Origin of the sequence: Vibrio fortis, from assembly GCF_024347475.1 — a bacterium.
GTDB lineage: Bacteria > Pseudomonadota > Gammaproteobacteria > Enterobacterales > Vibrionaceae > Vibrio > Vibrio fortis.
In genome coordinates, this window is sequence record NZ_AP025488.1 from 1,639,558 (window position 1) to 1,664,084 (window position 24,527).

Annotated in this window: 21 protein-coding genes; 12 read left to right on the forward strand and 9 right to left on the reverse strand. The window is 44.3% G+C overall.

What is annotated here, in order from left to right:
* The first annotated feature begins 142 nt into the window (after nt 1-142).
* On the forward strand, nt 143-379 hold the full coding sequence (locus OCV50_RS21725) for a hypothetical protein (RefSeq protein ID WP_261904662.1): 237 nt from the start codon (nt 143-145) through the stop codon (nt 377-379).
* A gap of 59 nt (nt 380-438) precedes the next feature.
* Here OCV50_RS21725 and OCV50_RS21730 read toward each other — a convergent pair whose 3' ends face one another.
* On the reverse strand, nt 439-3,006 hold the full coding sequence (locus OCV50_RS21730) for a hybrid sensor histidine kinase/response regulator (RefSeq protein ID WP_261905251.1): 2,568 nt from the start codon (nt 3,004-3,006) through the stop codon (nt 439-441).
* A 794-nt stretch (nt 3,007-3,800) separates the two neighbouring features.
* Here OCV50_RS21730 and OCV50_RS21735 point away from each other — a divergent pair.
* On the forward strand, nt 3,801-5,237 hold the full coding sequence (locus OCV50_RS21735; RefSeq protein ID WP_239840342.1) for a glyceraldehyde-3-phosphate dehydrogenase: 1,437 nt from the start codon (nt 3,801-3,803) through the stop codon (nt 5,235-5,237).
* A 203-nt stretch (nt 5,238-5,440) separates the two neighbouring features.
* On the opposite strand, the gene OCV50_RS21740 is transcribed toward OCV50_RS21735, so the two are convergent.
* Together OCV50_RS21740 and hcp are read right to left on the reverse strand one after the other, a co-directional pair.
* Nucleotides 5,441-6,490, reverse strand: a complete 1,050-nt coding sequence (locus OCV50_RS21740) for a hybrid-cluster NAD(P)-dependent oxidoreductase (RefSeq protein ID WP_261904663.1) — start codon at nt 6,488-6,490, stop codon at nt 5,441-5,443.
* Between the two features lie 93 nt (nt 6,491-6,583).
* Entirely contained in the window at nt 6,584-8,245 is a 1,662-nt protein-coding gene (gene hcp, locus OCV50_RS21745) for a hydroxylamine reductase (RefSeq protein WP_261904664.1), read from the reverse strand.
* Between the two features lie 278 nt (nt 8,246-8,523).
* On the opposite strand from hcp, the gene OCV50_RS21750 reads away from it, so the two are divergent.
* Nucleotides 8,524-8,754, forward strand: coding sequence for a hypothetical protein (locus OCV50_RS21750; RefSeq protein WP_239840345.1), 231 nt, complete (start codon nt 8,524-8,526; stop codon nt 8,752-8,754).
* 88 nt (nt 8,755-8,842) lie between these two features.
* On the forward strand, nt 8,843-10,030 hold the full coding sequence (locus OCV50_RS21755; RefSeq protein ID WP_261904665.1) for an alpha/beta hydrolase: 1,188 nt from the start codon (nt 8,843-8,845) through the stop codon (nt 10,028-10,030).
* An 84-nt stretch (nt 10,031-10,114) separates the two neighbouring features.
* Here OCV50_RS21755 and OCV50_RS21760 read toward each other — a convergent pair whose 3' ends face one another.
* The 3 genes from OCV50_RS21760 to OCV50_RS21770 all read right to left on the reverse strand — a co-directional run bounded on the left by OCV50_RS21760 (nt 10,115) and on the right by OCV50_RS21770 (nt 12,220).
* Nucleotides 10,115-10,729, reverse strand: coding sequence for a LysE family translocator (locus OCV50_RS21760; protein WP_261904666.1), 615 nt, complete (start codon nt 10,727-10,729; stop codon nt 10,115-10,117).
* An 88-nt stretch (nt 10,730-10,817) separates the two neighbouring features.
* A complete protein-coding gene (locus tag OCV50_RS21765) occupies nt 10,818-11,765 on the reverse strand; it encodes a LysR family transcriptional regulator (protein WP_261904667.1) in 948 nt (315 codons plus the stop codon).
* An 8-nt stretch (nt 11,766-11,773) separates the two neighbouring features.
* On the reverse strand, nt 11,774-12,220 hold the full coding sequence (locus tag OCV50_RS21770) for an Lrp/AsnC family transcriptional regulator (protein WP_239840349.1): 447 nt from the start codon (nt 12,218-12,220) through the stop codon (nt 11,774-11,776).
* A 231-nt stretch (nt 12,221-12,451) separates the two neighbouring features.
* On the opposite strand from OCV50_RS21770, the gene yjeH reads away from it, so the two are divergent.
* Entirely contained in the window at nt 12,452-13,711 is a 1,260-nt protein-coding gene (gene yjeH / locus OCV50_RS21775; RefSeq protein ID WP_261904668.1) for an L-methionine/branched-chain amino acid transporter, read from the forward strand.
* A 34-nt stretch (nt 13,712-13,745) separates the two neighbouring features.
* On the opposite strand, the gene pdxR is transcribed toward yjeH, so the two are convergent.
* Nucleotides 13,746-15,200: a MocR-like pyridoxine biosynthesis transcription factor PdxR gene (pdxR, locus tag OCV50_RS21780; RefSeq protein ID WP_261904669.1), complete on the reverse strand. Its 1,455-nt coding sequence runs from the start codon at nt 15,198-15,200 to the stop codon at nt 13,746-13,748.
* A gap of 90 nt (nt 15,201-15,290) precedes the next feature.
* On the opposite strand from pdxR, the gene OCV50_RS21785 reads away from it, so the two are divergent.
* Entirely contained in the window at nt 15,291-15,953 is a 663-nt protein-coding gene (locus tag OCV50_RS21785) for a pyridoxamine 5'-phosphate oxidase family protein (RefSeq protein WP_261904670.1), read from the forward strand.
* A gap of 18 nt (nt 15,954-15,971) precedes the next feature.
* Here OCV50_RS21785 and OCV50_RS21790 read toward each other — a convergent pair whose 3' ends face one another.
* Entirely contained in the window at nt 15,972-16,979 is a 1,008-nt protein-coding gene (locus OCV50_RS21790; protein ID WP_261904671.1) for an AraC family transcriptional regulator, read from the reverse strand.
* A gap of 156 nt (nt 16,980-17,135) precedes the next feature.
* Here OCV50_RS21790 and OCV50_RS21795 point away from each other — a divergent pair, with 156 nt between their 5' ends.
* From OCV50_RS21795 to OCV50_RS21820, 6 genes are all read left to right on the forward strand, one after another.
* On the forward strand, nt 17,136-17,486 hold the full coding sequence (locus tag OCV50_RS21795) for an MFS transporter (protein WP_239840354.1): 351 nt from the start codon (nt 17,136-17,138) through the stop codon (nt 17,484-17,486).
* Nucleotides 17,480-18,703: an HlyD family secretion protein gene (locus OCV50_RS21800; RefSeq protein WP_261904672.1), complete on the forward strand. Its 1,224-nt coding sequence runs from the start codon at nt 17,480-17,482 to the stop codon at nt 18,701-18,703. Before OCV50_RS21795 ends, OCV50_RS21800 begins: the two co-directional genes overlap by 7 nt.
* 606 nt (nt 18,704-19,309) lie before the next feature.
* Nucleotides 19,310-20,548 carry a cytosine permease gene (codB, locus tag OCV50_RS21805; RefSeq protein ID WP_239840356.1) on the forward strand — a complete coding sequence of 413 codons (1,239 nt, stop codon included), beginning with the start codon at nt 19,310-19,312 and terminating at the stop codon, nt 20,546-20,548.
* Between the two features lie 9 nt (nt 20,549-20,557).
* Entirely contained in the window at nt 20,558-21,835 is a 1,278-nt protein-coding gene (locus OCV50_RS21810; protein ID WP_261904673.1) for a cytosine deaminase, read from the forward strand.
* Nucleotides 21,836-22,191: 356 nt separating this feature from the next.
* Nucleotides 22,192-22,404: a transcription antiterminator/RNA stability regulator CspE gene (cspE, locus tag OCV50_RS21815; protein WP_004740083.1), complete on the forward strand. Its 213-nt coding sequence runs from the start codon at nt 22,192-22,194 to the stop codon at nt 22,402-22,404.
* A gap of 305 nt (nt 22,405-22,709) precedes the next feature.
* Nucleotides 22,710-23,726, forward strand: coding sequence for a GGDEF domain-containing protein (locus OCV50_RS21820; protein WP_239840358.1), 1,017 nt, complete (start codon nt 22,710-22,712; stop codon nt 23,724-23,726).
* Nucleotides 23,727-23,925: 199 nt separating this feature from the next.
* On the opposite strand, the gene OCV50_RS21825 is transcribed toward OCV50_RS21820, so the two are convergent.
* The gene (locus OCV50_RS21825; protein WP_150897190.1) at nt 23,926-24,519 is read right to left on the reverse strand and encodes an aldolase/citrate lyase/malate synthase family protein; all 594 of its coding nucleotides are present in this window, start codon (nt 24,517-24,519) and stop codon (nt 23,926-23,928) included.
* Between the last annotated feature and the right edge of the window lie 8 nt (nt 24,520-24,527).

The following is a 24,527-nucleotide window of genomic DNA, read 5'->3' on the forward strand; positions in this document are numbered from 1 at the left end:
GTCATAATGACACAAATACCCACTATGTCATTATGACTTCATTAATGAGGGCAATAATTATAAATTATTGATTAAAAAGATATAAAATAATTGGAACGAGTTTTGCTCTACTCATAATAAATCAAGATTATGAGGACGCATCATGAAACCAACTCAAACAACTTTTAAAACACTTCTTTCTGTTTCCAATGCTGGGCTAATCATCACTACACTACTAATGCTCGTAAGTATCATTATCGCCTACCCTCTTGCTGACAGCTTCTCCCTCGCGGCTCAAATAGCGGCTCATATCGGAACCATCGTGATTGCTGCACTTTTAAAGGTAAGTTATGTCGGTCGCTGTCTTGCACAGTATAACCTTGGAATGGAAGTGCGTTAATTGTCCTTTCCAACTGATCAATGATTCTGTGTTTTAACTTGACGGTGATCGCCACTTGGTTAGACGATTCCCAAGCTATCAAAAAGCTCGTACAACTGGTGAGATTTGTATGGCTTGGGAAGATAAGCATTCATACCTGCTTCAAAACAGTCCTTGATGTCTTCGTCAAGCACGCTAGCAGTTAATGCGATGATTGGTAGCGGTGCGATACCTTGCTCTTTCTCCCATGCTCGAATTGCCTGGGTCGCGGTAATACCATCCATGACTGGCATCATACAATCCATGAGTATCGCGTCAAATTGCTCGCCCTGAGTTACGACATCGACGGCTTCCTGCCCATTACTGGTGATGATGTACTCATAGCCCGCTTTTTCCAAAAAGAAGCTCGCAATTTTCTGATTCATTAAATTATCTTCAACGATCAGTATTCTTCGATTGAGTTCATGGACATCTTCCGATTTCGTCGGCTTATCCGCGGCTTGACTAACACCACTGTCTAGCGCGAGTAGACTGTTTGAAAAACGCTTTCCTAAAAATGGGACTGTGTGTGTCGAATGCACTGACTCGGTAATTTGATTGGTTTTAAACAAGTGATGCTGACAAACAATCACCTTAGAAATTGGATAGCGCTGTTTCAATGCAGCAAGGTCGCGATCCATTTGTTGATGCAACGTATGGCAATAGAGCAGAACATCACAATCTAGCTGTGAGTTCGAGATGTCATTAATCGACGGAACCACTTCAGACTGAATTCCAAAACGTTCACACTCTCGGCTTAATTGCGCTACATAGTTAAAGCTATTAGAAACAATGAGTGCCGTTTTCAAGTTATCGAATGTTTTCGGCTTACTTTCTACAGTATCAACATAAAAACTGAAGATGAACTTTGAGCCTTCGCCTTTTACTGACATCGCCGCAATTCGGCCATCCATAAGGTCAATCAACTGACGACAGATTGCCAAACCCAACCCCGTACCACCAAATTGGCGCGTGATACTGCCATCTTCTTGAGTAAATGGCTCAAATATAGAGTCGAGCTTACTCTCTTCTATACCAATCCCCGTATCTGCAACTTGGCACTCCACCATGCCTCTTGTTTCTGAACTGGGTGTATAGGTTACCGTCGTGCTGATCGCACCTGAGTCGGTAAATTTGATCGCATTTGACAACAAATTGGTCATTACCTGACGTAACCGGTGTTCATCAAATAACAACTGGTGCGGTGTATTCGCGTCTATGTTGATATTCAACTCGACATTCTTACTGATCGCTTTAGACAAAATAACACTAACAGAGTCATACACCACTTCACGTAGATCAGCCGCTTGAGGGGAGAGCAACAAATTACCTGATTCAATCTTCGACAAATCGAGAATATCGTTGAGCAACACAAGCAGAGTATGCGAAGAGGATTCAATATCAGACAAAACTTCTTGCTGGTTTGCATTCAATTGACTCTGCGAGAGGATCTCAGCCATGCCGATAATGCCATTGAGCGGGGTTCGAATCTCATGAGACATATTCGCTAAAAAGGCACTTTTGGCACGGTTAGCTGAGATAGCATCCTCTTTTGCTTCAATCAAATCCCGGTAGTGTTGTTGATTGTCGCTCATGATCTCGTTGACCTTGTCCGCAAATTGAGTCAGCTCATCATGTCCTTCTGTTTCAATGGGCTTATGCTCCCCTGTGCCACGATTTTGGTCCGACATACCATCAAGAATGTAAGAGAGATTTCGATTCAGACGTAGCGACGTCGTTGACGTCAGCCAAAATACCAACGACGCCAAAGTAATAACAAACATCGTCGTCAGTGTGGTGCGGATCTTTTGCTCTTCAATCCGCGCAGCAAGTTGCCCTTGAAGCTCTGCGGTGTAGCTATCCACCACTTGCAACGTAACAACATGCCTTTGTTCTAAGCCAGAGACGTAATGTTTGATCTCCTGTGAATCAAATTGCCTCTTAAATATCCGCTCTCTGAAATCAATACTCTCTTGATACTCCTTACTAGCAAACACATCAATGAGCTGTCGGAGTCGTATAGAAGAATCACTGTTTCGGATAAAGGCATTGAGATATTGGGATTGTCGATGAATAGTACTGAGATAATGATCAAGGCTGTCTTCTCTCAACTCCGGATAAAGGTAAAGCTTGTAACCAACCCACGCTTCTTTCTGCGTCCAAAACACAAAGTTATTGAGATCACTAAAGATCTTCCCTTCTATCTTGATACTGTCATCCGCAAGAAATATATCGACATCATTCAGCTCAACCAGTATCTCCTGCAATACATCAAATGCTAATACGCCAAGATACGGCCTTTGTGCGGGCGACGGTTGTTGGAGCTCGATCAATACTTGATTAAAATCTCGAAGTGAATTGGCGATATCCCATTGAGCAGAAAGCCCTTCTAATTGCTTGTTGTACTGGAGAATAAGATCAAATTCTTTGTTCGCAGAGGTGTAAGCACTTTCTCGGATTGGGGAGGAGTTTGGTAGCCTGAGTAAACGATATATATCGCCAGACAACGCACTAAAGGCTTGAAGCGCCTCAACCCTGACTCGAGTCGCTTCTAAGTTCGTTACCTGCTCTCTATTCTTTAACGCCTCATTTATCGTAAAACCGAGCATAAAGAGAATCGAGATAGAGGACAGCAAAATCAACCGCCACCTAATTGATATATTTATCATTTCCGCTAAATCACTCCCTTCCTTGAAAGCAATGTCACCAGTCTAATTTTAATAATAGGACACTCACGGCGTTTAATTGATCAAATATGCAACTTGTACCGAACAATTCCATACAAACAATCTATAAGTCACCACAAATCCATAGACTAAATCGCAATTACTCATCGCCATTGTTGCTATTGTGAATCTTGTTAGTATCCGATTTGACAGTAAATAAAGCGTCACAAGCGGACTTATCTAGTAAATAAGTCGAATATTTTTCGTGTTAAATCCTTAAGAATTCCTCGCAATAGGCTAATTTGAGCGAGCTATAGACTTAGGTGGACACATTTCCACCACATTGTTAACTCATTCCATTTATTTGAGTATTTTGATCACACTTTAAAATCCCAAAAAGCAACCGTTTGCATTCTCTTTTTGATCTAAGTATTTTTCGACAAAAAATAAGTGCTACAAATTGATAAAGTCAATAGTGTTGCATATCACAAAACTCGACGTTATAACCAAAAATTCTAGCTAAATCAGCCAATATAGCTGGATTTAATTTTACTAGCAGAATAACAAGCCTTACCTTACAATCCCGCCACATAAAAATTACAACTTAAATACAAGCCTAATTCGTGCCAATAAAAGTGACAATTTAAGATCACAGCACAACGGTTTATCCCCCAAGCAGGTAAGCACCCTACACTCGCCAAGCCTGCAAAACTTAACGTGAAAGGTCCCAAGTAAAGATGAGCCCTGAAAAGCACCTCCTAGACTGGCAAACTAGTCAAACTATTGCTGAATCTATCGCCCCAACTCTTGGTCAGCTATACCGTCAAAAAGGCGTTGAAGTCATTCTCTTCGGAAAGACTCTAGTTAACGCAACGACTATTGACATCATCAAAGCTCACCGACTTTCAAAGCACTACACAGGCTCCCCGCTTACCCCTTCACAAACACAACCAATTATCCAACACCTACTCTCGATGCGCTTATCTCCTTGCCGCGTTGATGTAGGTCGCCTAGCGCATCAATACTGGGAAAACCACGATGATGTTGCTGCGATGGATGACTTCCTTCAAACGGCTCTAGTTGAGTCACTAGAAGGCGAAGCGATGACTAAGCCTCGTGATGTTGTGTTGTACGGTTTCGGTCGTATCGGTCGACTACTGACTCGTATCCTTGTTGAGAAAAGTGGCCCAGGTTACCCACTTCGTCTACGTGCTATCGTGGTTCGTGGTGGTAAAGATGGTGATCTAGAGAAGCGTGCTAGCCTACTGCGCCGTGACTCAGTACATGGCCAATTCAACGGCAGCATCGTTATCGATAGTGAGCGCAAAGCAATCATTGTTAACGGTAACTTCATTCAAGTTATCTACGCGAACAAGCCAGAAGATGTTGATTACACGGCTTACGGTATTGATAACGCTCTGGTTGTTGATAACACAGGTGTGTGGCGTGACGCAGAAGGCCTAGGCCAGCACGTTGCGTGTAACGGTGCAAGCAAAGTACTTCTTACTGCTCCAGGTAAAGGCGACATCAAGAACGTTGTATTTGGTGTGAACGAAGACGTTATCAAACCAGAAGATACGATCATCTCAGCAGCAAGCTGTACGACAAACGCAATCACTCCGGTATTGAAAGCTGTACACGACAAGTTTGGCGTAACATCGGGTCACATTGAGACAGTTCACTCGTTCACAAACGACCAAAACCTGATTGATAACTTCCACTCAGGCGATCGTCGTGGCCGTGCAGCTTCACTGAACATGGTTCTGACTTCAACAGGTGCAGCGAAAGCGGTAGCGAAGGCGATGCCTGAGATGGCTGGTAAGCTAACTGGTAACGCAATTCGCGTACCGACACCAAACGTGTCAATGGCAGTTGCTAACCTAAACCTAGAAACAGGTACAACGAAAGAAGAGCTAAACACGTACCTACGTGAAATGGCGCTATCTTCTCCACTTTCAGCACAAATCGACTACACAGATTCAACGGAAGTGGTATCAACTGACTTAGTCGGTTCTCGTCACCCAGGCGTTGTCGATGGTGTTGCAACAATTGCACAAGACAACCGTGCTGTACTTTATATCTGGTACGACAATGAGTTCGGATACAGCTGCCAAGTGGTTCACTGTATGGAACAGATGATGGGCGTACGCTACAAAACTTACCCAGCGGTTTAATCCTCTAGGTATAAAAAGCTCCACAACATAATAATCATATAGGCGAAGTTCGTATGAGCTTCGCTACCCCCCTTTCATCGAGTACTTTACGGTCAATTCTTGGAAGGTTGCCACTTGGTTCTGCTCTCTCTAACCGAACTAAGTGGCCTTTTTCATCTCAGTGATTCAGATACTAACATCACTAAAACATCTAATATGCCGAACTACCCGAGTTCGACTTCTAGCTCACTCTCAATAGTGCTTGAACATGCCAATACATAGCCTTGTTCAATCTCTTCTGGGGTAAGCGTTTCTTGGCTGCTCGAAGTAACACTGCCCTTCGTGACTTTGCATTTACAAGAGCCACAAATACCACTGCGGCACGCAATGATGATCGGCACACCCGCCTTCTCTAATGAATCTGCTAGTGGCGTTCCTAAATCAGCTTCAACTTTCGCACCAAACGCAGGGACGAACACTTCAACTGACCCACCTTGCGACCCAACTTCTGTTTCGTCCGTAGACTCCAGTTTCGAGATTGGCGTAAAGCTTTCTTGGTAGAAGTTAGCCATGTTGAATTCAAGCTCAGTCAAGTAACCTTCTACGTCTTCCATGAAGCCAACTGGCCCACATAGATACACGGTTCTTTCTAGAATGTCAGGAGACAGGCGAACCAACCAACTCTTATCTAAACGTCCTTGAGGCGCGGTTGTGCCTTGGTTATCTTTCAGTAATAGTTTTAAGTTAAAGTTCGGATGCATGTCATCTAACTGACTGAGCTCTTCAAAGTAGATGGTTTCATGCTTGCTGCGAGCCTGATGGATGAAGTCAATTTCAATCGCGGGATCGTGCTTCAACCAATACTTAACCATTGAAATCACTGGCGTAATGCCACAGCCAGCACTCACTAAAGTCACTTTGTTTGTCGCACTTGGTTTACAATCAATACAATTAAATTCACCCGCCGGTTTGAGTACCGTTACTTCATCCCCTTCGTCTAGTTCATCGACAATGAAGTTTGAGACTAACCCGCCCTCGACACGTTTTACCGTCAATTTTAAGCGGTTATCATCCGTATCTGAGGCAATGGAGTAAGCTCGATAGTCCATTTTCTGTGGCATATTCAAACCAAGCGTAATAAATTGACCCGGCTTGAAGTTGAAGTGGAGATCTTGTGGAATAGAGCCCAATTCAAAGCTAACCGTATCCGGCGTTTCATGCCACTTTTTAAGACAAACCAAAGAGATTGAATCGCTATCAGACCAAGCGTACATAGTTATACTCACTTTTATAATTTGGGATGAACGACAAAAGCCTCGGGCCACAAATAGAATCTCTCAATTAGGCTCGAGGCTTGGTTAGCGAGATTAAGCCGCTAGGATTGTTTTAAGATCTTGTTCAGGTGTAGAAATAGCACGCATGTCGAACTCATCTTGAATGATCTTCAGTAGGTTCTCGGTTAAGAACGCAGGTGCGGTTGGGCCTGTGTAAATCCCTTTAACACCCAGTGCAAACAGAGTCAGTAGGATGACAATCGCTTTCTGCTCAAACCAAGAGAGTACTAGTGTCAGTGGAAGCTCATTAATGCCGCAATCAAACTCTTGCGACAGTGCAAGTGCAAGTTGAATCGCAGAGTAAGCGTCATTACATTGGCCAACATCTAGAAGACGTGGGATGCCGTTAATGTCACCAAACTGGTTCTTGTTGAAACGGAACTTACCACAAGCAAGAGTTAGGATAACTGAATCGTCAGGCGCTTGAGCCGTAAAGTCGGTGTAGTAGCTACGCTCAGCTTTATCACCATCACAACCACCCACTAGGAAGAAGTGTTTGATGTTGCCTTCTTTTACTTGCTCAACAACAGCCGGAGCCGCTTCCATAAGCGCATTGCGCCCAAAACCAACCGTGATCATCTGTTCGATCTCGTCGTGTTTGAAGCCCTCTTGCGCTAATGCACAATCAATAACTGCGCTGAAGTCATCGCCTTCAAGGTGAGCAACACCTGGCCAACCTACAATGCTACGTGTGAATAGACGATCTGCGTACGCGCCAACATCTGGGTTAAGTAGACAGTTAGAGGTCATCACAATCGCGCCTGGGAAGTTAGCGAACTCTTTTTGTTGGTTCTGCCATGCGCTACCGTAGTTACCTGCTAAGTGTGGGTACTTGCTTAGTTCTGGGTAACCGTGAGCTGGAAGCATCTCACCATTGGTGTAAACATTGATACCCTTGCCTTCCGTCTGTTGCAGGATTTTTTCTAAGTCATGTAGGTCGTGACCAGAAACAAGGATACAGTGACCTTTCTTAGTTTTAACGTTCACAGCTGTTGGCTGTGGGTGACCAAAAGTATCGGTTTCGCCTTTGTCCAACATCTCCATTACTTTGTAGTTCATCAGACCAATCTGCATTGATGTATCAAGCAGCTGTTTTAGATCTGTTGGATCAGTACCTAAGAACGCCATGATTTGGTGGTATTCAGCGTGGATGTCTTGGTCAGTTTGACCAAGTACACGTGCGTGTTCCATGTATGCTGCAGCACCTTTCAAGCCGTATAGGCACAGTAGGCGTAGGCCAATCACGTCTTCGTGTTGCGAGTCATGGCCACGGTTAACCGCTGCTTGTGGTGCAAGAGCCAGTAACTGACTGCTATCCGTAGGAAGATCGAACTGAGCAGCTGGAGACAATGCAGGAATTTCAAAACCAACGAGCAGTGCAGCAGCACGAACTTGCTGCTCTAAACGCTGCTTGTACTCGTGTGACTGTTGAGCAAATTCGATGATACGCTCAGGGTCGAAGTTAACATTCGTTAATGTCGCGAAAAATGCTCGTGGTGCCCACTCATCGATTTCCGTGTCAATAACGTTGCAAGCGCGGCCTAGATTGGCCCAAAAAGAAACCCCTTGCAGTGAGTACACCAACACATCTTGCAGATCAGAAACTTCAGAAGTTTTACCACACATACCTTGTGCAAATGAGCAGCCTTTAACTGTCGGTGTTTGAATAGTTTGTTCACATTGAATACAGAACATATTGGGCTCCAGTAATAGTCGTTTGTTGTAAGTTCTTGGCTCACAATGATTTATTTTTCCTACACCCTAGAGCACCTTCCGTGCCAACTTTTAAGTTATTGTTTTATATATGAAAATAGTTATATCCATAATAATGGTGCGTATTTATGACTACAAAATCCCACTAAAAATAAACACACCTAGGTCAATATGACTGCAAATAATTTTTTGAACACCGTTCATGTTTCGTTCAGAAAAGCTTTGTTAGAGTGACAGCATAGAAAAAGAGGAAATGAATTATGAAAAATATCTTAGTGACTGTTGCAGCTCTCTTCACTGGTCTTATCGCGCTATTCACCAGCTTGCTGCTTGCTATCCCTCTAACGATTGCAGCCCTCATCACAGGGAAAAAAATTCAGAAGCAGATGAGCCAACAAGGCTTTACATCTCGTATGAATAACCACTACTCGTCAAATCGAGATGCCGGTGTGATTGAAGGCGAATACGAAGACCTGTCGAACAAGCGATAACACAACGTTTCGTTAGCTTTGTTACAGTGGGCATTAGGCCCACTTTTGAACTCACACCATCTACAAGAAACCGATTAATAGATCAGGCATGAACAAAATCATTAAATTCAGCTTACCGACACTCGCATTGATTGGCATATTTGGTTGTTCTCATGAACCTATTGTTCCCGCATATCAAGCTTCTGGTGAGCTTCCAGCTTATCAACAAGATAATTTTGAACGCTATCAATCAGATACACAGGAATGGTTAGCCTCACACCGTATATTTGTTTCGCAAGATCACCAGAAAGAGATTGAGCTAAACTCTCCAACCGAATATCAGCCACAGCAACCAAACGGCCAAGCCGTGTTGCTTGTTCACGGCTTGGGTGATTCCCCTTACTCATTTCACGACATAGCAACTTATCTTGCTCAGCAAGGCTATCTGGTACGTACGGTGTTACTCCCTGGTCACGGAAGTCGCGTCGCAGACCTAATGTTACCTAGTTTGGAAGACTGGCAGGAGGTTGTGGATCACCACACCAAACTACTTCAACAAGAGTATGACTCTGTATGGCTTGGAGGTTACTCTACCGGTGCAAACCTCGTCACATCACAAGCAATAAAAGACGATACTATTTCGGGTCTACTGCTGTTCTCACCAGCGTTTCAACCGAAATCTTCGGCGGTGCAATTTGCTGAACTGGCGAGCTACTTCGTCACATGGGCAGATCAGGATCCTGAAGACAATATGCTGCGCTACAACTCTTTACCCATGAATGGGGCATCGGTTTACTATCAAACTTCCGAAGTCGTACGCAACGATCTTCAACAAGGACAATACGACAAACCGGTCTTCGTATTAATGAGCGAAGGCGATAGTGTAATAGACACGCAATATGTAGAAAGCGCCTTTACCCAATCTATGCCAAACCCAAGCAATGTACTGATCTGGCAAGGGGAGCAAGATTTAAGCGACCCTAGATCTGTGCGCTATAGTATGAAATTGCCAGAACAACGCATCTCTAATGGCTCACACATGGGATTACTCTTCTCGCCACAAAACCCATATTACGGCATCAATGGCAGTGAGAAGATCTGCTCTAATGGTCAAGCTGAAGGGTTAGAGGAAAAGTGCCAAGCAGGCGAGGAAACATGGTATTCCGCATGGGGTTATCAAGAGCCAGACAAGAACCACGCTCGGTTAACTTTCAACCCATACTTTGAAGATAACATGCACAAGCTCAGCGATATGATGGCGTCTAGCGGTACTATGGCAAATACGCAGAAACAATGATCTGCAGAGAGAAACCATCGGCATCACTTTCAAAAAAGGCTCACCACAAACATGGTGAGCCTTTCCGTTTCTAAAGTGTCTTTACTAGATTGTCCACACCACACGTGCAGCTAATAAGATCAATACCACACCCGATAGCCTATCTATTAACTGGGCTTGAGAACGAATGCGATCAACAATTAATGGGCTTGAAAGCACCAGTGTGATGAAGGTATACCACAAACCATCCACAATCAGTGGAGTCGAGACAATGATAACCTTATTCATCAGCTCATTCCCCAAAGCGACAAACTGGCTAAATAGAGCGATAAAGAACAGGGCAATCTTTGGACTCAGAATTGAGATAAGAAAGGCTTCACGAGCAGACTGCATATACGTAACTGGTTCCCCGCCTTCCAATTTTGCGGCGACACCGCCTTTCGAACGCAGCGCATTAACTCCAAGATATGCCAGGTAAGCAGCACCCGCTAAGCTAATGCCTTTAAACAAAAGTGGTGACTGTTCAAGGACGACCGCCAAGCCGATAATAGTGGCAAACGCATAGATACCGATACCTGCGGCGTGTGCCCACGCCGCAATCAAACCATTCATTCGTCCACCAGCAAGGCTATGCTTTGCAATCATTGCCAAGCTTGGCCCCGGTGACATCGCCCCCAATAAGCAGATTGCTAAAAGAGAAAACCAAATCGTTATTGTCATTATTCCATTCCTACACTCAATTTCTGCGAAGCTGTCTGTCCTCGCTGACTATATTGTCACCTTAAGTTGAACGAGATATAAATTGAAATCAAAGATAATCATCATTGCCATGATTTGAATTCATACTGATATTGTAACTGGATTTTTGCATCGCGAGGTACGCCTTCTCCCGTACCCATTTATGAGCAGAATCGTTATCAAACTTAGGGTGCCACATCAGCCAATAGGTATGACTGTCCGTCTCAAAAGGCAAAGAACGGTAGGTCAAAGGTTGATGGCGAGCTAGGTTGTACGCAATATGCTCTGGCACGATCATCAAATAATCATCTTGGCTAAGCACATTACATGCTGCGGAGAAAAACGGTACTTTCAGTGCCACTCTTCGGGTATAGCCTAACTGCTTCAACGCAATGTCAGCTTGAGTATCTTTATCACCACCGCCGGTCACCTTGATGTGTGCAAAATTGACCAAATCATCGATACTCAATGCTTCTTTTTGCGCAAGTGGGTGCGAGCTGCGCATCAGACATACCGATTTATCTTCACCGAGCTTCATGCTTGAAACATGCTCTGGTTTGCTAGGAAACATACTAGATGCCAAGTGGATCCCCATATCGTGAAGACATTCAAGGTAACTGGGATCCCATAATCGATAAGCGAGATTAATCTGCGGTGCCACCTCAGAAACATCGGCAACAATATTAGGGAGTATGTATTGAGCAACATAATCACTCGACGCAAGTACCAACTCCCCTTTCCACTCTTTAGGATCAAAAGGTTGGTCATCAAGAAGGTGGTCAAACTCTCCGAGCAAAGCATCCAGTTTCTCTTTAAGTAACAGAGCACGAGAAGTCGGAATGAGTTTATTGCCGTCTCTTACCAGTAAGGGATCGCTACACAGTTCCCTTAGTTGAGAGAGCTGACGACTGACCGCAGATTGAGTAATATGGAGTCTTTCCGCAGCACGACTCACATGACACTCTTCAAGCAGAACATGCAGCGAACGCAGCAGATTAAGGTTAATGTTGCCTAACATGAAACGCCTTACCGAGTTTGCTTATTAAAAAATTCAGTGAGCACTGTATGGGTCATCAATTGGCGAAGGTCAGCGTAACTGTGCAGCTGATCGCGAATTCGATTAAGGTGCTCCATACTTTCAACTTCCACATAAAGCATCATGTCTGTCTCACCACTGATGGAGTGACACCACTGAACACCATCAATCTGGTAGATAGATTGCGCATACGATTCGCAACTGTGGTCACTGCTTGAGAGATCAAACTTTAAAGAGATGTAAGCGCAAACATTCTTTGACGAATTCGCATCCGCGACTCGCGCGTAATACCCTTGAATCACTTGATCACTTTCAAGTTTCTTCATTCTTGCATTGACCGCCGAACGGGATAGATTGACCTCTCTTGCAATATCACTGACCGAGCAGCGCCCATCATTTTTTAGAATATCGACGATTTGACGATCAAATTTATCCATTGTGCTCACGACTTCCATTGTTCTAGTTATTTCAATTTCCTAATTTGACACAAATTTCAACGTTAGAACAGCCGACACTTTCACTTCTAAAGACCAAAACTCCGTTAAAATGACACCTAGTTACGACGTTTCGCTAGCTGCAATCTCTACAATGACGGGGTATGCTTTTGTGATAAAACATAGCGCTGGCGAATCGGATACCAGCCAAGAAAAGATCTTCAAGGATGGCGAATGACACAACTCAAGCAAGAAATTACCCTGCTTTCCGGTATAGGGCAGCTTTCTACGACTCTATTAGGAACCGGGCTATTCATGATTCCCGCAATTGCAGCGGGCATCGCTGGACAGTTGTCACTCCTCGCTTGGTTGCTCCTTTTTATTGCGATTTGCCCAATCGCTCTCACATTCGCAGCACTTGGAAAACGCTATCCCAACGCCGGTGGAACTGCTTACTTCGTTCGCCAAGCTTTTGGACAACGCATGGAAACCGCGGTGGCCTGGTTATTTGTAAGTGTGATTCCTGTTGGTATCCCTGCGGCTATCGCCTTAGCCGGAGGATTTGCCCAGCAACTATTGCCCACGCCGCTTAACGCACCACTCACGGCCCAATTTTTAACTGTGGTATTGCTGATCATTGTGAACCTGCTAGGCAGCAAATCTTCAGGTCGACTACAAACTGTTATTGCTCTATCTATTTTCGCTCTCGTTAGCGCTTTTGTTTGGAAAGCAGATATCGGAATAACGGATGTCGCGATTCCAAGTGTCGATTCGAACTCAATGTGGGCTATTGGCTCTGCCTTAGCAGTCATGTTCTGGTGTTTTGTTGGTATTGAAGCCTTTGCCCACATGGGGGAAGAGTTTAAGAACCCGCAAAGAGACTTTCCAATCGCTATCATCGCAGGCTGCTTTGTTGCAGGGCTGGTTTACTGGGCATGTTCAGTAGTAATTTTAAAACTCGGTGCGTATGGCTCTGCTGAGTTTGATGCGACAGCGATTCCATGGATCACAGAGCAACTGTTTGGTGCTGGTTTCAAAACAGTCATTAGTGTACTCGGATTTTTTGCCTGCTTTGCCAGCCTCAATCTGTATACACAAAGCCTGTCACGCATGATATGGGCACAAGCTCGCCAACATAAACCACATGGAAAAATGGCGCAGCTCAATACTCGTGGAGCGCCATTTTATCCGACGATTGCTATCGGTGCTGTAGCACTATTATCTTGTGTGATTGGAGAGCTCTCTTCCTTAGATCTCGAGTTTTTCCTCAAACTTGCTAACGGCATCTTTGTATTGGTTTACCTGTTAGCCATGCTTGCAGCCTGTCGATTACTGTCAGGGGCAGGCCAGTATGTCGCTATGTTGTCATTGGCACTGTGCACCTTAGTCTTCATCTGTTTGAGTTGGTCAATGCTCTATGCCTGTGTCGTTTTTGCAGCCCTACTGTTGCCATGGCGTCGCTGGCTAGGTCGACCTCGAGTTTCATTAGAGTAACAACCTAGCGTTCAACAAGATCTTGTCCGCACCATTACTCATGATAAAAAGCTTGAGCAATGGTGCGCATTTTTTGAGGTATTTCATTCAATGGAACGTTCCCGAATCCCAATACCACCGAACGCCAGTCACGATCATTGTCTTTCGCGTATTCGTAAAAACTAAACGGACGCACGACAATATTTTCTCGCTCAGCCCTTCTACTCCAATCGTGCTCTGAAATCCCGCCATACCATTTCACGGTTACGTGTAAGCCCGCCGCTTGGCTTATCACTTCAAGGTCTTGTCCGAACTCACTCTCAATTGCCGTTAACATGGCCTCATACTTCTGTTTGTACGAGCGACGCATTTTTCTGATGTGCCTTAGCAGATCGCCTTCATTAATAAAGTCTGCCAGAGCTTCCTGGGTATGTGTGGGTGAATCACCGGTAATGGCGTCCTTAACTTCCAAACAACGGGGTACCAACTGTTTAGGCACCACCATATAGCCGATTCTTAAGCCATTAAACATCACCTTGCTGAGCGAACCGACATAGATCACGCGCTCGTCTTGCTCTAGCTTCCCCGCTAGCCCCTGCATACTGGTGTATGGACGATGCGCAAACTGAAATTCACTATCGTAGTCATCTTCAATAATCCAAGCTTGATTCTGTTTTGCCCAATCGATGATCTTCAGCCTCTGCTCTGTCGTCAGTGTGGTGCCCATCGGGTATTGATTGCTCGGCGTAACATAAAGGGCCTGAGCTTGGCTCGCTAAAACCTTATCTAAACACAGCCCTTGTTTCTCACGCACAGGAACAGGCTGCATCTTGAGTTGTAAAAGATCGATGATCTTGTGAACCTGACGATAGCCGGGCTCTTCCATCAAGACTTCATCTCCCGTTTTAAGCGTCGCCATTAAAGCCATTGAAAGCGCCTGCTGCGCACCAACAGTGATGATGATTCGACTGGGATCACAATGCACAGAACGGCTGCTCGCCAAGTAATGGCTCAATGCCTCGCGAAGCGCTATGGAGCCTTGAACCTGCTGGTTACCTGCTAGGCTTAAACGCGTCACATGCCGCTGTAGTAGGCGCTGCCATTTAGCGAATGGAAAGGCGCGCAGATCGGGCACTCCAGGGGCGAAGCCCTGATTGACATCAAAAGGAGTGATTCCGATCGATTCACTGAGTTCCCTACCCTTCAAGTCCTCAGTTTCAACCGGAGGCTCTGGCGCAGCTAAATAATGTTCAGGCTGCTCGATTGAAACAAAATAGCCTGCACCTTTACGACTCTCAATGTAGCCCTCACTCATTAACTGTTCATAAGCAAAAATCACAGTATTACGGCTGACATCAAGCTCTATGGCTAGCTTTCGAGTAGAAGGCAGTTTATTCCCTTTACTCCAAAACCCACGCACGATCTTTTCCCTAATAGCGTGAAATAAGGCACTCTGCCGCGTTGCTTTGCTGAGATCTAATGACAGATCTCCAATATCAATTGGCTGCATAACTGGATCTAAACACTCTTCAAAACTGGCTCTATTTATATAACCAGTTAACCGTTAGTTTGAATAAAAAGCAATCAAGGAGATGTCATTATGCTATCGAGAACCAACAGAACAAGAATCAAAAAAGGAACACACAAAGCGGAGTTTGATCAACAAAAGCTATACAACATTATTGATGAGAGTCTTATTGCTCATATTGCTTTGGAAGGAGAACAGGGCCCCGTGGTCATCCCGATGTTGGCGTGGCGCGTTGATAACCATGTTTACATTCATGGAGCTAAAAACAGCCGTCTGCTCAGAGGATTAAAAAAGGGGGGGCAGACGTGCCTGACCTTCACCCTATTTGATGGCTGGGTGTTGGCTCGTTCCGCTTTTCACCACAGTGCGCATTACCGTTCGGCCGTTGTATTTGGAGCCTTTGAAATCATTGAGGATGCCGAGGAGAAAGACCGACTCCTCAATCACTTTGTTGAACAGATCGCTCCCGGCAGAACGGAAGAAGTTCGCTTAAGTAGCCCACGAGAGTTAGCGGCAACGGAACTGCTGGCAATCCCGTTAACCGAAGCCTCGGTTAAAATTGGCAAGCACGGTGTCAATGACGATGAAGCAGACCTCGAGATTCCGGTTTGGGCAGGTGTACTACCGTATAGAACCGTCGTCGGCCCGCTTGAAACCGTACCTGAGCTGGAAGGTAAAATAGACCCACCGGATTATTCCGCCGCCTACGGTTCACGCTGGGTGGACGCGCCATAGGGCAATAATGACCGAAGTTTAAAAGTGGGCTTGAAAACGATCGCGATACTGCTTGGGTGTTAAACCTCTATGTTTTTTAAACATCCGGTTAAAGCTAGCAGTATTGGTATAACCAAGACGTGTCGCGATCTCGTCAATCGGTGTGGAATAACGTAATAGTTCAACTGCAACATTGCTCAGTGCGTAGCCCGTAATAGTAGAAAATGTGACCCCTAACCGATGCAACCTGCGCTGGAATTGTTGTTCAGATAAGCCAAGCAGGGATGATACCTTTGAAAGGGTTGGTAATCCAAAATGTCGGCTGTAGTTAATCATCTCATACAGCACCTTATGCTCATCTCCAGCATCAGGCATATTCAAATAATTATCCAAGTCGTGGTAGTTCATCGCCAAATTTGCGCGACCAGATGAGCGCACTTGGTTTACCGATAACCTCAGATTACTCGGTAGCCAAATTTCCGTTCTAGACTGCCCCCATTGTATTGGACAACCAAAATACGCTTGGTAAAGCTCAACATTTTTTCGATGACCAGCGATCGACACGGTGGATGGTTTGAAATCTTCACCCAGATACATCCGCAATATTTTGGTCATAAAGATGGCGACTCGAATCGAATCATGAACTTTACCTTGCGAGCCGTAGGCGGGATTCTCATAACACCATTTAATCAAAGGGCCCACTTCCGTACCGTATAGGTGCGCACCAGACTGTAAACAGTGAAGGCTTAGGTTTACGCGGCGAATAGTAGAAGCAAGATCATGCCCTGAGAAGAACCAGTTCGCCAAGGGACCTAGCTTCTCAACATTAACCTTTTGGCCGATTTGTAAAATGATGTCTGGGTTCTGTGTTTGATGTTCTAAGTTTTGATACCACTCGTCCACTTCTCTTACAGGTATCAGATTCATCGGATTATCAAACACCGATCTTGGAATACCTAAATCCTCAATGTTAATTATGTTCTTAGCCGCGACTTGTTGATAAAGGCTAAAAATACCGAGAGCACGCAAAAAATTAACGTTCTGCATAAAACCACTCATTCATTATGGACACGAAACAATTTTAATATCACAAATAACAAATCACATCAAAAACCACCTCATTTAGAAATAATCTGTAATTTTGCAACTTTGTTATCTGACTTAACTCACAATTGTGTTTCTTAGTTAATGTAGGGTTTGTCAATGAGTCTTCTTAGTGTCCCGTTTGTTGGAACTGGTGCCGATACAGCACTGCACGTTGTCGCTGGTATTGTTCTTGTCGCGACTATTGCGGCTGCAGGTTACGGTTTCTGGCGTGTTCATGAATTACCAATTAATAAAGCACACAGCAAAGAGCATCACCAGTTGGGGCTGATCACGGCACTCACTTGGATAGGATTTATCTGGCATTGGGTGTGGGTATTAGCTGTGATTCTTGCGTTTGTCGATATGGAAAAAGCAATTATCAGCCTCAGAGATACTTGGCATGCACCTTCGCCAAAGAACCCAGCAACGCAAGACGATGATAACAAAGAGGAGAAGCCAGCATGTTAGAAGGTTTAGCAATTTGGGCGCTTTTCATTTATCTACTCAGACTCGTTGGTATGCCTTGGAATAAAGGAACCAAAGCCTTCGCTTACCTTGGTGGTACGTCTTGGTTATTGTTCGTATGGGTTGGATTAATCAACTATACGCCGATGGATCTGTCAGGTGGTTCTGTCGTCCAATCACCACATATTCAGTTACGCCCTGATTCAACTGCCGTCTCTGGTAAAACAACTAAGGTGCACATCACACCGAACCAAGATGTAGAGCAAGGCCAGCTTATTTATGAAATTGATGACACCAAATACGTCATTGCACGTGACAAGGCAGAGATCCAACTTGAATCTGCACGAGTTGCTTTAGAGACTGCGCGTCAAGAAGTCAATATCGCTAAGATTTCGTACCAGTCATCACTGGAAGACATCAATTCGACTGAAGCAAAAATAGAATCCGCGAAAACCGACCTTGTATTGCAAGATAAGACTCTTAAACGTTATTTGCGCCAAAACAGTGTGGTAGAGCATACAATTACCGAGTCAGACATCGATCAGCAAACAGCGACTGTTGATTTGGCAAAACACAACCTGACCACATTGAAGTCTGAGCTTAGTAAGAAAAAAGTAGATGCTGAAAATGCCAAACTAAACATCCAAAAAGCCGAAACCAATGTCACTAAAAAGCAGACTGATGTAGATACCGCCGTCTCTACATTGGCACAAGCTGAGTGGGACCTAAAAAGTACCAAAGTTACCGCACCAACGGATGGCTTTGTTACCAACTTCATTCTTCGTGAAGGTCAGAGAGTTTCTATGATGCCTCGTATTCAGATGTACACCGAAGAGAAGTACGTATTGATGCGTGTGAACCACCAAGCGATTCGTAACATTAAAGTGGGGCAGCCAGCTGAATTCGCAACAGCGGTGTATCCGGGTAAGATCTTCTCCGCAACGGTAGAAGGAATTGTTGAGGCCACAGGTGAAGCTCAAGCTACACTGCTGGGGATAGATGAATCAGTGCGAGCAACGACAGGTAAGAACTTACAGAACAAACATCACTTCGTTCGATTGAAGATTGAAGAGACCGAGGGTTATGACATTCCCGTTGGTTCAGTAGGTCTTGCATGGGTCAGTGGTGAGAAACCCATTGGTTTCATGGCATTCCTAGATGTGATTCGCGGCATCATTATCCGAATGAAGTCTCAGCTGTACTTCTTCTATTCGATATAAGCCCAAAAATCGAAACAACCAAAGACGAAAGGTCAGCATTTAGCTGGCCTTTTTTATTACTCAACACATTGCATTTATGTATCAGTTGCAAATTGGCAATGCAAAATGCAAAAACAACGGTTAAATACGCATCAAATTGATATAAAACAGGCGAAAACAGGGCTAAAAAAGTTGGCACACTACCTGCAACAGTATAACTGACCCTTCTTAAGCCGAGGGTCACCTAGCCAACTGACGTTGTTAGTGAACCTACATTGTTCACACTATATATAAGCCAACTGCCTCTTTGCGGTTGGCTATTTTTTTATCTAAATTTCTGCAACACTTTACAGACAAGCATTCATTTCAATAACAGCCACTTTTCACAACCAAACCCTACCTAGTGAAACACAACTCCTATTGGTAAACGTTTCCCTGATAAAAAACCAAAAAACATTAAACTTCTAACTCATTGTTAATATTAAATATTGATAGATTTTTCTGACTTTTAGACAACTTAATGACAAAAATAACATTGACTACGTGATTTATATCACCATAATGCGCACGTTTGCCTGAAATACGGCGTGCGGAATTAATTTATTTTATCAATTGCGGAGGTAAAAAATGGCTGCGGATAACAACTACAGTCTAGGGCCGGTTCCAACATCGGCTAGGAAAGGAGTCGCTTCATTAACAATGGTAATGTTAGGTTTGACTTTCTTCTCCGCAAGTATGTGGACAGGTGGTTCACTCGGTACTGGTCTTTCCTTCAATGATTTCTTCCTCGCCGTTCTCATCGGTAACCTAATTCTCGGCATTTACACTTCTTTTCTTGGCTACATCGGCTCTTCTACTGGCCTCTCTACTCACCTTCTCGCTCGATTCTCTTTTGGTACTAAAGGCTCTTGGCTTCCTTCTGCTCTACTTGGCGGCACGCAAGTGGGCTGGTTTGGTGTTGGCGTAGCGATGTTTGCCATTCCAGTACAAAAAGCGACTGGCATTGATACCAATACTCTAATTATTGTTTCTGGCTTGTTGATGACAGCTACGGTGTACTTCGGGATTAAAGCGCTAATGGTGTTATCCGCGATTGCTGTTCCTGCAATTGCCATTTTGGGTGGCTACTCAGTGATGACTGCAGTAGATAGCGTTGGCGGCTTGGAACAGCTTCAGCTTATCAAACCGGAAACCCCAATGGACTTCTCAATGGCGCTAGCAATGGTTGTTGGCTCTTTCGTGAGCGCGGGTACTCTGACTGCTGACTTCGTCCGCTTTGGTAAAAAACCAGCAAGCGCAGTGCTAGTTACTATGGTGGCGTTCTTCATTGGTAACTCACTGATGTTTATCTTCGGCGCTGCGGGCGCTGCGGCTACTGGCCAGTCAGACATCTCTGATGTGATGATCGCTCAAGGCCTACTGCTTCCTGCTATCATCGTATTGGGTCTGAACATTTGGACAACCAACGAAAACGCGCTGTACGCTTCGGGGCTTGGTTTCTCAAACATCACAGGTCGCTCAAGTACACTGATGTCTATTATTAACGGTATCGTAGGTACGATTTTCGCGCTGTGGCTTTACAATAACTTTGTAGGTTGGCTAACGTTCCTATCACTGGCGATTCCACCAATTGGTGGCGTAATCATCGCAGATTTCTTTGCTAACCGTAAACGCTATAAAGATTTTGCAAAAGCAGAGTTCCAAACCGTGAATTGGGCTGGCATTATCGCAGTTGCCATTGGTGTGGCTGCAGGTCACTTCCTACCAGGTGTTGTACCTATCAACGCGGTATTGGGCGGTGCGATCAGCTACCTAGTGCTCAACCCTCTTATGAATAAAAACGCTCTGAAATCTCAGACGGCTTAAGGAAACACTATGACAACCTTATTGATCAAGAACGCGAAGCTTCAAGAGCAAGATGGCTTGAAACAAATTCTGATTGAAAATGGTCAATTCAGTCGCATTCTAGACAATGATGATCAGCTTGATCATCAAGGTGACACTCTCGACGCTCAAGGTGGCATCGCGGTGACTCCTTTCTGTGAGCCACACATTCACCTAGATACGACACAAACAGCAGGTGAACCAAACTGGAACATCTCAGGTACACTTTTCGAGGGTATCGAACGCTGGGCTGAGCGCAAAGAGTTACTGTCAATCGAGGACGTGAAAACGCGAGCAAAACAGACACTGAAATGGCAGATTGCCAATGGTGTTCAACATGTTCGAACGCACGTTGACGTTTCGGACCCAACACTTATCGCACTTAAAGCGATGATTGAAGTCCGTGAAGAGATGAAGGAGTGGGTGGACATCCAGATCGTTGCGTTCCCACAGGAAGGCATTCTTTCTTACCCGAACGGAAAAGAGCTGCTTGAAGAAGCGGTTCAGCTGGGTGCAGATGTGATTGGTGCAATTCCTCACTTCGAATTCACTCGTGAATACGGTGTTGAGTCTCTTCACTACGTATTTGAGCTTGCTCGTAAGTATGACCGCTTAATTGATGTTCATTGTGATGAAATTGACGATGAGCAGTCTCGTTTCGTTGAAACCTTAGCGGCTCTTGCACACAAGTTTGAGATGGGCGATAAGGTGACGGCAAGCCACACGACGGCTATGGGCTCATACAACGGTGCTTACGCATCTCGCCTATTCCGTCTACTTCGCATGTCTGGTATCAACTTTGTGGCAAACCCACTGGTGAACATCCACCTACAGGGCCGCTTCGATGACTACCCGAAACGCCGAGGTGTAACGCGAGTTAAAGAGATGCTCGCATCAAACATTAACGTTTGTTTTGGCCATGATGATGTTTTCGACCCTTGGTACCCGTTAGGCACAGCAAATATGCTGCAAGTACTGCACATGGGGTTACACGTAACACAGGTGATGGGTTATGACCAAATCAACCAATCACTAGACCTTATCAGCAAGAACTCTGCCCGCACACTGAATATCCAAGATAATTTCGGTATTGAAGTCGGTAAACCAGGTAGCTTGCTGATCCTTCCTGCTGAGAATGGTTTTGATGCAGTACGTCGCCAAGTGCCTGTTCAGTACTCTGTACGCCACGGTAAAGTGATTGCAGAAACTCAACCTGCACAAACCAAAATTAACCTCGATAAATCAGAAGCGGTTAACTTTAAACGTTAGTATCGTCTACACTAATAGGAAAGGAAGCGAGTTAGCTTCCTTTTTGTTTGTCGACTAGAGTGAAAACGTAACTGCTGCAAACTCAGCAAGCCCTTATTTTTTCTGCCCTAAGCGGCAAAAAAGTCGCCAAATTCGTAATGAATGTGTGTACAAAGATACAGACTGTGTTAACATGCTCTTGCTCTGTTAGCCGGAGTTATTTAAGTTAGAACCAAAGTAAAATTGACAAGTAAAATCGTTACCCGTTTTTGTAAGTAGTTTTTCCTTATTTCTTAGCAATATTAAATAATTCAATTATCAGCGCATTGCATTAATGCAATCAACAATTTAGTAATTTTTTGAATAAGGGACAAATTATGTCTAACACAAATACTGGTACTGTAAAATGGTTTAACGAAGAGAAAGGTTTCGGCTTCATTTCTCAAGATAACGGCGGTGCTGACGTATTCGTTCACTTCCGTGCTATCGTTTCTGAAGGCTTCAAAACTCTGAAAGAAGGCCAAAAGGTTTCTTTCGAAGTTGAAAACGGTCAAAAAGGCCTACAAGCAGCAAACGTTGTTGCTCAATAATAGCTTTTAGCTAAAAAGATTTTAAAGCGCTGGTTTTTATACCGGCGCTTTTTTGTATCGGTTCGTCACACATTACCGATTCCTCCCTCTCCCTACTTTGCATTCACCAAACCAATGCTTCTCAAACCACTTTTGGTGATATGTTACCCAATAAATACTTTGCAACACAAAAACCCTAGTAAAATCGGGTAATTTATATAACCCGCATCCACTAATCGTATAATTTTTAAAGCAAATAGAGCGAAAATCCGCTAGTCTTGAGCTTACGTTAGATTTAGCTGGTTTATATATCTACAAGTAAAATAATGAAGAAAGACGAATTTCAGAAATCCACCGCAAATTTAAAGAAAGCGGTGCCACTTATGATGAAAAATAGAGTATCCACAACGCCTGCAAACTACGCCTTGTGGTACACCTATGTAGACAACGCCATCCCACAACTCAACAAAGACATGGATGGCGTGCTAGAACATTATGGTATCTGCCCTCCCGCTCTCGGCGAGCAACTTTACAACGACTATGTCGCAAGTAAATCCGAAACCACCATCAATGATTTGCGTGCCAATCTAGAGCTGTTGGTTTCTGAAGTATCGAGCTCGATGAATGATACTCTGACCGATACTTCGGCATTCTCTGAAATGATCGATAAGAGTTTCGCAGATTTATCTCAAGTCGATAACAACAGTATGTCGATTGATGAAGTGATGTCTCTTGTTCATCAGTTAGTTTCTGAATCAAAAAACATTCGTCACTCAACCCAATTTCTTAACTCTCAACTGAATGCCGCGACTTCTGAGATCAGTAAGCTGAAAAGTCAGCTAGTTGAGGTTCAAAAAGATGCACTCTTTGATAGTCTAACGACCCTTTATAATCGCCGCTCTTTTAATAAAGACCTTCAGATGTTGTGCGAATCCGATCAAGCGTTGTGTTTGGTATTGCTAGATATCGATCACTTCAAAACCTTTAATGACACCTATGGGCACTTATTTGGTGACACTGTTTTAAAGGGTATCGCACGCAAACTGAAAGTAACCTGCCGTGATGGCATCTCTGCTTACCGTTTCGGTGGCGAAGAGTTTGCTTTAATCATCCCAAACAAGTCACTGCGTATCGCTCGCCAAATCGCCGACACCTGTCGTCGCTCATTAGAAAAGCTCTCGATTAAAGATCGCCGCAGTGGCGAGCAAGTAGGTAATATCACCGCTTCGTTTGGTGTTGCAGAGTTGAAGTTAAACGAGACTGCCGATTCATTAATTGAGCGCGCTGATAAGCTTTTATACGAAGCGAAGTCTCTAGGGCGAAATAGAGTTATGCCGCTATAGGCCAAATCATTCAGCTTTAAGCTAGATACTGTCCGTCAAATAGCTATGGACTCGAACTGTAGATATCAAGCAACGCAGCAATAAGCAAAGCAATGGTAGCTTGTATCAATAATCAACAAAGCCCCGTCAATATAGACGGGGCTTTGTTTTTATCAGTTATAGATTAGCCGTTTCGCGTTGTCAGTGTTACTCAAACCACTTAAATGTTGTAGCAGTAGTTTAGACAGTAATCTTCGCCACTTTTTGCGCGAAATTCTTTGTCTTCACTGCATGCTTTAGGTTTACCCTTCTCATCGCCTTGAACTAAGCTGATCCAATGGCGCAGAGCCGCGGTCTCACGTTGTTCAGATTGCGTTGCCTCCATAGGTGACTGACCGAATGTCGTACACGTTTCTAGCTGAATATCGTCAATGTCTACCAGTTCAATACGCCCTGTTCCCTTATGACAACCAAACATGACTTCAAGGTGACTACCGCTACCATCGCGGAACAAAATTGAATCTGGGTCGCATTTTTCACCCATATATGCCACGAACTGCTTAGGGTGCTTAAGTCCACTGTGTTGACCATCTTTGAAATATGCCATGATGTGGCGGTAATCGATTACATAGCTGGTTACGTCCTGATGCGAGCCATTCTCTAACGGGAACAGACGATCAAGTAGCTGTTTTGCTTTAATCTGTTTTTCCGTTTGCTGGTTAGCACTGATCGTCTCCACGGCAAAGACAGCTTCAGCGATAAATGGCTTAGATTGTTTTTGGATTTCTGTTTTATCGAATGTCAGCATATTCATAGTCTTTC